The organism is Echinicola arenosa (assembly GCF_014841125.1).
GTDB classification, from domain to species: domain Bacteria; phylum Bacteroidota; class Bacteroidia; order Cytophagales; family Cyclobacteriaceae; genus Echinicola; species Echinicola arenosa.
The window spans coordinates 1-14,843 of the sequence record NZ_JACYTQ010000009.1; the positions used below are offsets into that span (position 1 = coordinate 1).

General features: G+C 44.0%; 10 protein-coding genes. 1 reads left to right on the plus strand and 9 read right to left on the minus strand.

Annotation, left to right across the window (positions count from 1 at the left end; all coding sequences use genetic code 11):
* Positions 1-688 precede the first annotated feature (688 nt).
* Positions 689-2,071 (minus strand): sensor histidine kinase, encoded by a 1,383-nt coding sequence (locus tag IFO69_RS19130; RefSeq protein WP_192011753.1) that lies wholly within the window; start codon positions 2,069-2,071, stop codon positions 689-691.
* Entirely contained in the window at positions 2,068-2,769 is a 702-nt protein-coding gene (locus tag IFO69_RS19135; RefSeq protein WP_192011754.1) for a response regulator transcription factor, read from the minus strand. The genes IFO69_RS19130 and IFO69_RS19135 overlap by 4 nt, the downstream gene beginning before the upstream one ends.
* Before the next feature lie 367 nt (positions 2,770-3,136).
* Here IFO69_RS19135 and IFO69_RS19140 point away from each other — a divergent pair, with 367 nt between their 5' ends.
* Positions 3,137-3,787 (plus strand): HPP family protein, encoded by a 651-nt coding sequence (locus tag IFO69_RS19140; RefSeq protein WP_317173489.1) that lies wholly within the window; start codon positions 3,137-3,139, stop codon positions 3,785-3,787.
* A 214-nt stretch (positions 3,788-4,001) separates the two neighbouring features.
* On the opposite strand, the gene IFO69_RS19145 is transcribed toward IFO69_RS19140, so the two are convergent.
* From IFO69_RS19145 to IFO69_RS19175, 7 genes are all read right to left on the minus strand, one after another.
* Entirely contained in the window at positions 4,002-5,639 is a 1,638-nt protein-coding gene (locus IFO69_RS19145; protein WP_225444221.1) for an arylsulfatase, read from the minus strand.
* A gap of 415 nt (positions 5,640-6,054) precedes the next feature.
* Entirely contained in the window at positions 6,055-7,575 is a 1,521-nt protein-coding gene (locus tag IFO69_RS19150; protein ID WP_225444222.1) for a sulfatase, read from the minus strand.
* A 26-nt stretch (positions 7,576-7,601) separates the two neighbouring features.
* Positions 7,602-8,768: a family 43 glycosylhydrolase gene (locus tag IFO69_RS19155; RefSeq protein WP_225444223.1), complete on the minus strand. Its 1,167-nt coding sequence runs from the start codon at positions 8,766-8,768 to the stop codon at positions 7,602-7,604.
* The gene (locus IFO69_RS19160) at positions 8,731-10,161 is read right to left on the minus strand and encodes a sulfatase family protein (RefSeq protein WP_192011755.1); all 1,431 of its coding nucleotides are present in this window, start codon (positions 10,159-10,161) and stop codon (positions 8,731-8,733) included. The genes IFO69_RS19155 and IFO69_RS19160 overlap by 38 nt, the downstream gene beginning before the upstream one ends.
* Before the next feature lie 283 nt (positions 10,162-10,444).
* On the minus strand, positions 10,445-11,899 hold the full coding sequence (locus IFO69_RS19165; protein ID WP_225444224.1) for a RagB/SusD family nutrient uptake outer membrane protein: 1,455 nt from the start codon (positions 11,897-11,899) through the stop codon (positions 10,445-10,447).
* A gap of 24 nt (positions 11,900-11,923) precedes the next feature.
* On the minus strand, positions 11,924-13,327 hold the full coding sequence (locus IFO69_RS19170) for a sulfatase (protein WP_192011757.1): 1,404 nt from the start codon (positions 13,325-13,327) through the stop codon (positions 11,924-11,926).
* 49 nt (positions 13,328-13,376) lie between these two features.
* Positions 13,377-14,834: a RagB/SusD family nutrient uptake outer membrane protein gene (locus IFO69_RS19175; RefSeq protein ID WP_192011758.1), complete on the minus strand. Its 1,458-nt coding sequence runs from the start codon at positions 14,832-14,834 to the stop codon at positions 13,377-13,379.
* Positions 14,835-14,843: the final 9 nt, after the last annotated feature.

Sequence of the window (14,843 nt, forward strand, 5' to 3'; positions counted from 1 at the left end):
ATTAATGATAAAACATGGAATGAATTTAGTGTAAGCAACTGATATTAAACCTATTAAAGCTTTAAAAATCAAACAACTACCGACGTAGGAGGTTTTGTTCAACGAGTGGCTAAACGCATTGCGCATACACTATTTATATTTTACTTTCCTTAAAAGGCCTTCTATTTTGGGTTAAGGCCATTTATCCCATTCTTAAATATTTGTAAGCATTTGCAATCGGATATATCTATTAAAATTAAGGAATTCGTTAAAAAATAAAATACCATGATTAAGGTATTTTTTACCTGTTGAAATTTATTTACTTTAATAGGTTTGATTTTAGATTTTGGCTATTCTCTTTTCTGCACCTGACCCCATAACCATAGGCTTTGGCTTATCATATAGCTTTCCTGCTTTTTATTCAGGAACATTTGTCTCTGATGGTCTTTATCTATGCTTCGCATTTCTCCCGCTATCGGGACAGGCTATTGTGAAAAAGTGAGCTTTCCGAGTCAGCGGGAATAGCTCGGTAGATGCGCACCTGTGTGCCGCGGCGTAGCGGCGGGGTTTCCTGCCGACGGCCAGCAGGTTTGATTACTCTTTCTTGTAGAAAAAAGTAAGCCAGTAGGGACTGATTATAAGGGTAAAGTTATTCCAATAAAACCCATTTTGGAGTCCACTATAAATCAAATAGAAACAAGATTAAACCTTACTCTGCTTTGCTGCCGAACACATCCAGGGTGATCTGTACGGTGGTGCCTTCATTTTCGGCGGAGGAAACCAGGAGTTCTCCCTTATGGATTTTAATGATATTCCTCGCCAAGGGCAGGCCGATGCCGTAGCCTTCGTAGTTTTTGGTATTGGAGGCCCGGAAGTAGGGATCATAGATAAACTTCAGCTCGTTTTCCGGAATGCCGATGCCCCGGTCCTTTACGATCATAATGATCTTTTTATTAGCCACGCCAAGTGCCACATTGACGGCTTGGTTATCGGAATACTTGCAGCCATTAAGAACAATATTGGTCAGGGCCAGGTGCATTAGGGCTTCATTGGCATTGATTTTTAGCAATTCTGGGTTTTCCGGCAACAAACTGAAGTCCAGACAAATCTTGCTGCCCGGGTTGATCTTTTCGGCAGTGTCCTTGACATCCAGGATCAGCTGATCGATCCGCAGTTTATTGAATTTCTGCCCCTTGCCATCAAAGCCCGTTTGGGCCAGCAGCAAGAGGGCCTTGGTTTTTTTGTTCAGTTTTTCGGCTTCCTCCAAAATGGTCTGCAGGGAGTTGATGTATTCTTCAGGTTTACGAATCTTGCTTAAGGTCACATCGGCCTCCCCAATAATGGAGGTCAGCGGGGTATTCAGCTCATGGGAGGCATTGCTGATAAAGTTCTTTTGTGTCTCAAAGGAAGTTTCCAGCCTGTTCAGCATATCATTGAAGGTCTGGGTCAGCATGCTTACGGTATCGTCATTTTCCCGGTTGACCGGTAACCTCAGGTGCAGGTTGTCGGAGCTGATCTCTTTTACCTTCTCGATAATATCATTGATAGGCTGGATGATCTTTCTGGAAAACAAAAAGGATACAATAAAGATGATGATCGAAGCAATGGCCAGGGAAGTAAAGAGCAGGTTCCTCAGGTAAAGCACATGGTGGGTGATAAAGTAGTTCTCTGCCGAAATCACTACCAAGTAGGAATCTCCCGTGACGGCCGTATAGACCGTTCCATAGTAAAAGGTCTTTTTGTCATTATAGTTGGCCTTTCCCTCTTCCAGTACCTTCTCCACAAAGCTGGCCTTGTACCTGTACAGCTCACTGTCGGACGGAATCTCCTGGTTGTCCTCCAAAGGAAAAATCCTGATTTCCTCATCCTGCAATTTCTCCAAGTATTCCTGCCTCAGCTCCTGGAGAATATTCCCGTCACTCTCATGGTCGAGCTGGGACTTGGCCGTGGTAATCGCCCTGATCTCCAGCCGCTTGTAAAAGTCCGTAAAGGCATAATTGGAAATGGAATAATAAATAAAAGCGCTGAACAGCAAGGTATAACTGACAAAGATGATGATCAGTACATAGATGATCTTGTTCTGTATTTTCATTCTCCTTCTTTTAAAACGTAGCCCATACCGATCACCGTTTGGATCAAACGGCTGCCCCCATATTTTTCAAGTTTTTTCCGGAGGTAATTGATATAAACATCCACCACATTGGTGCCCATATCAAAGTCTATCCCCCACACTTCTTCCAAAATATCCACCCGGGAAAGCACCTTTCTTTGGTTTTTGACCAGCATCAGGAGCAAGCGGTATTCGGTGGACGTCAGGGAAATGTCAAAGCCAGCCCGGGTCACGGTCTTGGTATCGTCATTGATCAACAAATCAGAAAATTTAAAAATCTCTTCTCCTTCCGTGTCTTCTCCTGCGTCATTTTTCAGGCCGGACCTTCTCAGCAAAGTCCTTACCCTGGCCTGCAACTCCATAAATTTAAAAGGCTTGGCCAGGTAATCATCAGCTCCCGAGTCCAGGCCCAGCACGACATTTTCGGTGCTGCCCAGCGCAGTCAAAAATAAGATGGGCGTATCAATCACATTGGTCCTGATTTCCTTGCAGACATCCAGCCCATTCTTAGAAGGCAGCATGATGTCCAAGATGATCAGGTTAAAGCTCTTGGAAAGCGCCAAGTCCAGGCCCACACTGCCATCCATGGCCACGGTCACATCATAACCGGACTCTGTCAAGCCCTTATTGATAAAGGCACTGACATTGGTATCATCTTCTACTAATAGTATTTTTTTCAAAGTCTAAATGGGTTAGGCTATTTATTCCAAAAATCGTCATTATGATTTATAAGTAAAAATAGACGGTAAAGGTTTCTAAATGGTTATTTTTTTGATGAATTGTCCGGTGGTTAGTTGGAATTTGGGAGTATGTAGTATTGAGTTTTGGAGATAGGTTCTTCTGGGCGCTACGCCTTACGGGACAAAACAGGAGTTTAAGCATTATTATTTTGATCGAGCCACAGGGTCGGTATTAGTTTTCCCGCAGTGCAACTGTCGGGACAACTTAAACCTGTCTCAATACTCCCCACTCTATACTAGCTCCTATGGTATATATTAATTATTCCCTACAAAACCAGTAGACTTTTCAAAAGGCTTTCTTACTTTTGTGGCTCAAACCAAAAGACCAAAATTGGAAAAGCTGAGCAGAGGATACCGGAAAGCCAAATATGTGGTTTACAAACAAACCATACTAGACCCCATTGATCACCTTTGGACTTTTATTGGAGGCTTTCTGGGCATTGGGATGATTGCCTTTGTCCAATCGGAACTGCATCATCTTTCCCAGTTGGAAAATGTTTTTCTGATCGGCTCTTTTGGCGCCTCTGCCGTGTTGGTCTATGGTGCCACCAACAGCCCTTTGGCTCAGCCCAGAAACCTGATCCTGGGCCATACTGTTAGCGCCTTTGTGGGAGTCAGTGTTTTAAAAACCATAGGCCATTTGGATATTTTTTGGCTTACCTGTGCTTTGGCCGTTTCCCTGTCCATCATCGTGATGCAAATCTTAAAGGCCCTCCATCCTCCGGGAGGAGCCACCGCCCTGATTGCCGTGATTGGCACTTCAAAAATCAAAGCATTGGGCTATCTCTATGTTTTTAGCCCAGTCTTCACAGGAGCACTGATCCTGCTCTTGATCGCCCTGCTGATCAACAATATCCCCCAAGAACGTCACTATCCCTACAACCCAAAAGTTACCCCCTATATGAGCCGCCGGAAAAAGTATTGGCTGAATCTTCAAAGGACATTGGGAGTGAAGTAGTTTGAAGTCTTGAGTCGTGGGTCAGGAGTAATGAGTTTTAGATAGAGGCTCCCTACCGAGGGCTGTTCCCCCGTTGGATTAAAACTACGCCTTTGGCTCAATGAAGGACAATTGAGCCAAAGGCGTAGTTTTAGAAGCCTCGTAGTACAACTGCTGGGACAATACGAGATAACGATTTCCTCCCGACTCAATACTTGCTACTGTTTTCCTCTTACTAATTTTTATGCTTCAATACAGCCTGCACCTTATCCCAAGGTTCTACCTGATGACTCTTCGCCCAGTTTTCCCATAAAGTAGTCATTTCCAAAACCTTTTCTGGCATCTCGACAGCCAAATCATGGAGCTCTGTCCGGTCCTTTTCCATATCGTAGAGTTCCCACTTTTGGGGGGCATTATTGTTCCATTTCATGACCAACTTGTACTTTCCATCCCGAACGGCCTTATTGCCTTCATGCTCCCAAAACAGTGGCTTCTGGCGGCTCATCTCTTGGTTTCCACTGATCAGGGGCAACAGGCTTTCCCCGACAAGCTCAGGCAATGCCTGTCCGTTTTTCTCAGAAGGATAATTGGCTCCAGTCAAGTCCACCAAAGTGCTCATGATATCCGGCAAGTAACCATACTGGTTCACCAAACTTCCTTTATGGCCTTCTTCCATCCCGTCCGGCCAATGGACAATCAAAGGGGAGGAAATTCCTCCCTCATGGATCCAGTGCTTGTATTCTTTAAAAGGCGTATTGGAGGCATTCGCCCAGGATTGGCCATAGGTTAGAAAATAACCTTCCTTGGTTTCCAGTTGCTCCGCAGGACCTCCTCCCATAGGACCTCCTTCCGCACAGGCGCCATTGTCATCCATAAAAAGGATCAAAGTATTGTCCAGTTCTCCCTTGGATTCCAGATAATCCACCAATTTGCCGATGTTCTGATCCATACGATCCACTTGGGCTGCATAAATCGCCATTCTGAGGGCCATCTCCTCTTTTTTCTCTTCACTTAGACTCTCCCAATCTTTAGAGTCCTGAGGGGACAAGGGCCACTCCTCATTGATCAAACCCAGCGCTTTCATATTGGCATAGCGCTCTGCCCGCAAGGCTCCCCAACCATTTTTGTAGCGATCTCTGTATTTGTCAATATCCTCCTTCGGAGCCTGAATGGGCCAATGGGGTGAATTATAGGCCAAATACAGAAAAAATGGGGCTTCTTCATCTCCTTCTGTATCGCCAATAAATTGTATCGCTTGATCAGTAAAGGCATCTGTCGTGTAATAGTCTGGGTCGGTAATCGAAATAGTATCGTTTTGGGCCGTAATTCCGCGGGGGTATTCCGGTTTAAAATAATTGCTTGCTCCTGCCAGGATCCCATAATATTGGTCAAAGCCTCTTTGTAAAGGCCACATGTTTTCCTCACTCATCCCCAAATGCCACTTCCCTGCCATTAAGGTGCGGTAGCCTGCCGACTTAAGCAGTTCTGCAAGTGTCATGGTATTTTGACTTAAAAATCCCCTATAGCCTGGCATGTCATAATCATGGTGGTCACTCAAAGGTGGATTGGTCATATGGCCAATGCCTGTCTGATGCGGATGAAGCCCGGTCATCAGGGAGGCACGGGTCGGACAACACCTGGCTGTATTATAAAACTGGGTAAACCGAAGGCCGTTCTTGGCCAATTTATCGAGATTGGGCGTTTGGATCTCTCCGCCATAACAGCCCAAATCAGAATAGCCCATATCATCCGACATGATCAGGACGATATTGGGCTTTTTCTCTTGAATAGTTTCTTCGGTTTTACTTTCCCCACAACTAAAGTGTAGTACCATCAAGCCTAATAGGCAATAACTTATCCTGTTTTTTTTCATGGTGGTTATCATAGACTATTAATATGACCTCTTTTGCTATTTGTAAATTTTGACAGAGTCTATTGTTTTGAAACAGTATTTTAAATATTGGCTATTGGAAATGGTTTTTCTAGTAGTTAAACTTATTTCCAAGGCTTTACTCTTCATTTCTTTTCCTTAGATGAAAAGAAACGAAGCAAAGAAAAATCAAGACACAGCTAAAGCTTCTTCCCACAAGGCCACCGCCGCCCCGCAGCTGTGTCGACCTCCCTGCAATAATACCCTTTAAAGTTGAATGACTTTAACTTACCAGCACAAAGCGGTAATAACGGTCTATTCTCATATTGTTCTCAAAGATTTTCGCTGATGGAATTGGTAGCAAAACGACTTCTGCAATCATCAGAGCTATCTGCGGAAAATTTCATGAATTCATCATTTAAGGTAGTCCAATCGCTTTTGGATATTGATCGAGTTTGGCTTCCAATTCTTTGACAATGGCTGCTTGATCTGCTGCAATATTCCTGGTTTCCTGAGGGTCATCCAGATAATCATACAACTCATATTCCACCGCTTTATTTTTATCCCTCATATGGGTCCATCTCACCATCCTATACCGATCGGTTCGGATGGCTTCCCCTAAATACCCTCCTCTGTTAAAGGCGTGGTATGCATGGTCCTTGATGATTTTCCCTCCATCTTTTAAACTCGGTACCAGGTTGGTTCCATCTATGGGTTGTGGTACATCTGGTCTATCCAAACCTGCCAGTGCTGCCAAAGTCGGGAAGATATCCACCGTTTCAGCAAACTGTTTGGTGCTGCCATTAGGGGAAGTTACTCCTGGAGCCCTGAAAATGATAGGAATTCTATTGGCCTGTTCGTAGTTGGTATGCTTGGTCCAGATGCCATGATCTCCTAAATGCCAACCATGATCTCCCCAAAGCACTACAATCGTATTTTCATCCAATTCTAACCTTTCCAATTCCCTGAGCACCTTTCCTACCTGTGCATCCATATAACTTAGACTGGCATAATAGCCATGAACCAACTTCCGCTGCAAATCCTTTTCAAACAATTGCTGCTGGGTGGGAATGGGAAAAAACTGGTTGATCTCCCCACCATGTTTCATGGCAAACTCTGGCGCATTTTCAGGACTTTTTTCGTAGTCCGCCAATGGCAAGGTTTCAGGATCATACAGGTCCCAGTATTTTTTGGGCACACTGAAAGGAAGGTGTGGACGGGCAAAACCAACGGCCATAAAGAATGGTTGGTCATCATGGCTCTTGTGGTAACGCAAACGGTCTATGGCGTGGCGCGCTACCCGGCCATCTGCATAGGCCTCATCAGTGACATCAGGACTTTCCCAAGCAGCTCCTCTTGGCAATTCATGATTAGGGGGAGTATCTTTGATATACATCGGGGTATTTTCAAAATATGCCTCTTCCCTGGTCAACTGGCCTTGAGTACTTTCTGGATCCACATATTCGATCACTTTTTCCTTCCAATGTGGAATGCTCCAAGAAGCTTCATCATTGGTGTTGCCATGACCTATATGGAATACCTTCCCCATGGATTCTGCCGTATAACCTGCAGATCTAAAGTACTGGGGCATGGTCACGGCATCAGGTATCACATCCCTAAATTCCTTTCCAAAATTATACAGCCCAGTGCTGGTAGACCTCGATCCCAAAATCAAATTGTACCTAGAAGACACGCAAACCGCTTGGTTACAATAAGCTTGGTCAAAACGCATTCCGCTATTCGCCAATTCATCGATATTGGGACTGATAGCATGTTCATCACCATAAACACCCAAATTGGGTTTAAGGTCATCCACCAGGATTAAAAGGATATTCGGTTTTTCCTGTTGGGCTTGTACTGGACTAGCTACAAAGCACAGCAAGGCCAGCATTGTCCAACAAGCCAAGAAAGTTACATTCCTGTTTTTAGTACTTTTCATTCTATTTACTCAATATGGTTTTTAAATTATTTCTTCTCAAAAGACTGTGCTTCATCAGGCCCCGGCATGGCATAGTCTGGGTCAAGGGCACGGATATAAATCTCTCCATTACCCATCACTTTCACCTCCAAAGGCACAATGGTTGTCCCCTGCTCATTGATGGTCTGGGCGGTTTCTCCCAAATCATGCTGCTGAATTCCTTCATGGTCTACTGGAGGGACATTTCCATTATAAAAAGCCGTGCACCACCATCTCCCTTCTTTGTCCTGAAAAGGAGTACCATGTCCTAAAAACCGACCAACAAACTTTCTTGGCCCATAAGGCCCAGTGATATCGTCTGAAGTACAGTAGTAGAGATTATAGGAACCTTTCCGCATTCTATCAGTAGACCAGGCCGTGCCAAAATGCACATATTTGTCACCTATTTTCCTTAGGGTAGCACCTTCATGGCCAATCACCCTGTTGGCAGGATCAATGCGTTTGGGTTCGGCCGCCAATCCTTTAAAACCAGGTTTGATCGGTGCAATAAACGTATTTCCCCATAGCAAATACCATGTACCGTCATCATCTCTGAACAAACTTGGATCATGTTTATTCCGCATATCATCTCCCATAGGAAAGGTAAAAGGCCCGGACATCTCATCCCCTTTGGAAATGGCCAAATTGGCTCCACCTTGAACGGGATCTGGAGAGGTGTGAACATAGATCCATTTGCCGTCAACATGGTACAGTTCCGGAGCCCACAAACGCCAATCGCTAGCAGGCTTTTCATTCAATTTATCCGGCATTTTTTTCGCCCAATACCCTTCGGCCAAATCAAATGGCTCTCCTAGGTATTCCCAGTCAAAAAGATCCTTGCTTCTCCAAACCCTGACTTTATGCCCCACAATACTGGGCGTGCCAAAGAGTTCCATATTTTGGGCATCCAAACCCGTATTATAAGGCTCTGTGGTTTCTCTGGGATCATTGGGTAAAGGAGTGGTTCCAGTCAAATAATAATAACCATCTTTATCCAGTAGGATATAAGGGTCCCGAATCCAACCATCTTTGAGGTAAATCGCCTGATCATGTGCTTTAAAGGCAGCCTTTTTATCCTGCTGTCCAAAAACAGGCACTGTCATCAAATAGCTTATCAAGGCCAAAAGTATATTTTTCTTACTGACCATTTTTTCTTTTGTCAATTGTGCTGGCATTAGGTTTAGGCCCATTAGCCGGGTAAGGTTTAAGGTAGACTTTTTCCTGGTCCCCTTGCTCCTCCATCCAGCTTTTCAATTGGCTTTCCATCTTACCAATTATAGCTTGGTACTTGGCATCATCAGCAAGATTGTACTGTTCATTGGGGTCATTGGCCAGGTCATAAAACTCCATTTCCGGCCGGACAAAATACCTTTGAACAATGGCCGCTGCCAGTGGATTGTGGGCAGCCTCTTCATCCCAACTGTCCCAATAAGCGCCAGCTCCGTCTTTCCTCAAAATATCGGAATGATTGGTATGCAGGGCATCCGGAACCAGGTTAATGATCAACTTATAGCGCTTGTCCCGAATGCTTCTGATGGGATAAACATTGAAGTTACCATCTCCGCTGTGCGTGGTATAAATAAAATCCCTGAATTGGTGAGTATTGCCCTTCAGCACTTCTGTAAATGGTTTTCCGTCCAAGTCATTTGGGATGTCAGAACCTGAAATATCCAGCATGGTCGGCAGGATATCTACCCAACTGACCATGGCATCTGTTTCGCTTCCCGGCTCAACCACTCCCGGCCATTTCACGATCAAAGGCGTTCGGATTCCGGCATCATAGAGGTTCCACTTTGCAAATGGCCACTGGGCCCCGTGATCACTGGTAAAAAGGGTGAAGATATTCTCCCCAAGCATCTTATCCAGGTATTCCAAGACCTGTCCCATTTCATTATCCATTCCACTTACATCGGTATAGTACCTAGCCCGATGTTCCCGGGTTGCTTTGGTATCAATAAAATAAGGAGGTAAATCCACTTCATTTGGGGAATAATCCATTTCCTCTGTCCACCAAACATGCGGTCGCCTGTCTCCCACAAAAACACAAACCGGCCCCTCCACTTGGGTAGAGTCAAAATACTGACTGATGTTTTGGTAAAGGTTAACCTGCTCGTCATGGTGAAAATCAAAACCACATTTTTCATTTCCCCCGTAATGGGCCACTTTTCCAAAAGCAAATATCGAATACCCATTGGATTTCAATTGTCCGATCAAATAAGGGATATCCGGGTTGGGAAAAGCATGGTTCACTTCAGCGCCATTTCTTGCAGGCATCAAACCTGTGAGCAAAGCTGCCCGACTGGGAGCGCAGGAAGGTGATGCCACAAAAGCGTTGTTAAAGGTCATTCCTTCTTTACTCAGCTTCTCCAATACAGGTGTCTTGACCACTTCGGCACCATAGACTGATACATCAAGGTAGCCCAGGTCATCCGATAAGTACACAATCATATTGGGTTTTTCTTGAGCCTTGAGTTCTAAAGTAAAGGTCAATCTGAAAAAAAGTAAGAGCATTGCCATCATCTGGGCACGGAAATAAACAAGCCTGCTTTGGTTGGTTTTTATGGTCATTTAGGGTTACGGTTTTATAAATTCAAGATGGGGAACTCTGTAAAAACTTCCTGTTTTCTATCTTTTCGAAGTTCGAAAAACTATGGTTTACCTAGTACTATTTTAAAAGCACATTTTATAACTTTTCCGTCAAATATGTTCCGATAGTCAGTTAGTAACCTTTTGAAGAAGTCGAATCCACGGCACCCTTCAATTTCGGCACCATGGATTCAAATCTCCTCACTTAGATTTCAAGCACCTTGATATGCAATTCTTGATACTGTAATCTAGCTACTTTTACTTCCTAATATCCCTCATTTTGAATCAAATTCGGATTGGCATCCAAAGCTGCCTGAGGAATGGGAAAAAGCACATGGGTGGCCTTGGCATTGCTGACGCCCCGCTCTTGAGCGGAGGAAACAAAAGTACCCAGCCTGATCTGGTCTTCCCTCCTTTTGCCTTCTGTATAAAATTCCCATGCCCGCTCATTGAGCAAATGATTTCTTAAGGCCTCCGTTGTACCAAAATCTATCAGGTTCAGAGGGGCCACATCTGCCCTTTCCCTGACCATATTGATCAAGTCAATAGATTCTTGGTTGGGGCCGTTCAGCTCATTCAGTGCTTCTGCCCTGCTCAGCAGGATATCAGCATAGCGTACCCCCGGCACGTCATTTCCATGCTCATTGCCCAAACCATTAGGATCTGGCCAATACTTAAATGATCGGGTGTTGTTATTGTTCAACAAGGAAACTGTATTTCCCTGACCGTTGACATAACTATCGATGATCAGGTCCATTCTCTTGTCTCCTGCTTCGAAAGAATTGTAAAAACGATCATAGAGCCTGTACTGGGCAGCCCAGTTTCTCCATGAATTCTGAAAGGTCAACCCTGTTTCAGGGTCACTGGCAAAGCCATCAGGGAAAGCGCCATTGATGTAATTATTGCCAGGCACCTGAGGGGTCTGGGGATAGGCTAGAATAAACTCATTATTCCTTTCATTCTGTACCCTAAAAAGCATGGCATAATCAGGATAAAGGCTGTAATTCCCCATATCCATAACTTCCTGTGCCATGTCTGCTGCCTTTTGCCACTGTTTGGTATTCAAATAAAACTTAGTCAAAAGTGCTCTGGCACCACCATTGGTCACCCGGCCATAGGCCTGTTCTTCCCCTGGATCAGGCAAATTTGGAATTACCGCCAGCAATTCTGATTCGACAAACTGCCGAATTTCTTCTTCTGAAGGTCTCGCCAAGTATAATTCATCCTCAGAACTTTGCCTTATGGGTACTGGACCAAACCAAGAATGTAAGTAATAATAACTCAAAGCCCGAATGAACCTGGCCTCCGACGCATATGTACGCTTTAAATCTTCACTGATATCCGCAGCATCCACATTCTCCAACACCACATTGGCATTTCGGATGGCCCGATAAGGCTTGAGCCACATATCACCATACATCCATCCTACAGAAGCATCCCATGTAAAGTCAATCATCAACACAGCGGTCCGGTTTTCACCGCCACCAGTTTCCCATTCGATATCTGTGCACCATTCTTCGATGTTACGTACACTATGGTGCGAATAACCATTGAGGTACCCTTCTGCGTAGGCCGCATCCAAGGTAGATTTGATTCCCTCTTGGGTGGTCAGAAAATTTTCCGGGGCCATTTGGGAGAAAAGTTCCTCGTCCAGCATACCCGAACAGGCACTCATCATTCCCAGACCTACTGCTATCAAATTATATTTTAATATTTTCATAGTTTTCATAGTCTTAAATTTCACTTACTTATTAATGAAATAAGGTTCTCTCATTATTCTAAGCTTCCTGTCTTTAAAAAGCCTACCTGGATCAGAATCCTCAGTATATTGATCATTTACCACAGGCTCTTTAGCATTCACCCTTTCCAGATAATCCTCCATCATATCATCCATTTGTGCTATAATCTCCGGATAGATATAGGAAAGATTTTTCTGCTCACTCAAATCACTTTTCAAGTCGTAAAGTTGAAAAGTTCCAGTTTCATAGAACTTGATCATCTTATAATCACCCCAATAAATTGAGGTTGCTGGATGACTTGCTTTCTGTAATTGGTAGTGAGGAAAATGAAAGACCAGAAAATCATTAGGCCTTTCTACGGATTTCGATTTACCGTTCAGCAAATTGGCCAAACTTCCCCCGTCGTACCCTTCAGGGAGTTCATGAATACCCAGCCATTCACAAATCGTAGGGAACAAATCATAACCAACCACTTGCTGCTCCAGTCGTCCAGCTGAAATACCAGGACCATCGATCATAAATGGAACCCGTGTTCCTCCTTCCCATAAGGACGCTTTCCATCCATGAAGTGGCCCATTGATATTACTGGGATTTGAAGTTGGATAAGTACCATTATCGCTGGTATATATGATATAGGTATTCTCTCTAATCCCCAATTCGTTGACTGTATTCAGCAAATCCCCTAAAGCGTTATCAAAATCCAAGGTCATGGCCGCAAACTTCGAGTGATTATGCCTTTCGCCTTTTTCCCAGGTACTGACTGTTTCTTCGGCCTTTGGCGATGCATCCATGGAAAGATGAACAGCATAGTGGGAAATCTGAAGATAAAATGGCTTACCATCCTTTACTTGCTGCTCCATCCATCTTTTAGCCTTATCGGTCGTACTGTATATCCGCTTTGGGTCTGAAGGCGGATTATTGTCACCTTCAGCATTGGAAGTAGGTCCGTCCCCTGTATCAAATCCGTGTTGTGAAGGGCCTCCATTTCCCAAATGCCACTTTCCAAAATGGGCAGCACGGTATTCAGGTTTGAATTTTTTTATCCATTCTGCTATCGTATAGTCCTTACTGGATATTTCGTTCACGTGCTGTGGAGGTATGAGGTAATTCCCTTCATACAATGGTCCAGTATTCCGTTCAATGATATCTGTCATATTCAATCTGGCAGGACTCTTTCCCGTGAGAAGACTTGCCCTTGATGGAGAGCAGTTGGGATGAGCGGAATATCCTTGTGAAAACACCACACTACTTTTGGCCAATCTTTCCAAGTTTGGCGTTTTGAAATAGTCACTTTTGGAGTCTTCTATTTCCGGGTCCATTTGAATAGATGTGGTTCCCCAACCTTGGTCATCTGCCAATATTAAAATAATATTAGGCGAGCCAGACTGCGCCTGGAGGTCATTCATCATAATCATCGATAGAACCACCCAAATTCCTATTCGAAATAAATTCGTTTGATCAGTAACCATCGTTTTGAACTAATTTTGGATTAGAATCCATCGCAGCTTGTGGAATAGGGAATAAGGCATGGGTTGGTTTTGCTACACTAACTCCCCTATTGTTCGCATCTTGGATCAGCAACCCCATGCGTTTTAGATCCTCTCTGCGCTTTCGTTCGGAATAAAATTCCCATGCCCTTTCATCGAGGATCTGTAACCTAAGACTTTCCTGTGAAGGAAAGTCAGCAAGTTCTAGGCCCTCAAGGCCAGCCCGTTCTCTAATTTCATTTATTAGATCCACAGATACTTGATTAGGCCCATTGACTTCATTCAATGCCTCTGCTTTGGATAGTAAAATATCGGCATAACGAACCTCTGGTATATCGTTGCCGTGCGAATTCCCGAGCCCGTTTGGATCTGGCCAGTATTTAAAAGATCGGGTATTATTATTTCCCAAAAGAGAAACCATTTTACCATTGAAATCAATATATTCTGTCAAAATCAAATCCCTCCGCTTATCATCAGGTTCGAACGAATCATAAAATCCATCCAACAAGCGATCTTGGCGCGCCCAATTTCGCCATGAGTTGATAAATTTCAACCCGGACTTGGGATCTTCAGCAAAATTAATCGGGAAAGTCCCATTCATATGTTCATTGCCAGGGCCATTCGGAATAGCTGCGTTCACAAAGATAAATTCACGATTCTTTTCATTACGAACCTTAAATAGCTCCTCAAAGCTTGGATGCAATTCGTAATCTCCCATGTCCATCAACTCATCCGCTACCGTGACACATTCCTGCCACTTCTTGGTATTGAGATAAAATTTGCACAATATCGCCCTTGCGCTTCCCTTGGTGGCCCTGCCATAGCTTTCTTCTTCACCAGGGTCAGGCAGCCCTGCAATACTTGATACTAACTCTGAAATGACAAACTGCTCTACTTCTTCTTGACTAGCTCTAGCAAGTTCCAACTCATCCTCTGTGCCCCTCCGAAGAGGTACAGGTCCAAACCAAGTATAAAGTCTTGCATAGCACATTGCCCGAATGAACATCGCGTCCGCTGTCAATGTTGCTTTCATATCATCTGGAATTTCAGCATTTTCTACATTTTCCAATACGATATTAGCATTCCTAATGGCTACATATTGGGAAGACCACATATTCATAAAAAGATCAACTGATGGATCCCAAGTATAATTAATAAACAAAGAGGCTGTTCGGTTAGCGCCCCCGCCAGTTTCCCACTCTGTATCTGTACACCACTCCTCTGCATGAAGAATAAAATTACCCCTATTGCCAATTATTGATTGATCGGCATAAGCTGAAAACAACACTGATTTTAAGCCTTCCTCAGTCACCAGAAAGTTATCCGGAGCCATTTGCGAGAACATTTCTTCTTCCAATAAACTTGAACATGACACGAGTGTCATGCAGAATGTTACTGCATATGCACTAATGATCTTTGTAGCTTTCATGTCCCTTTC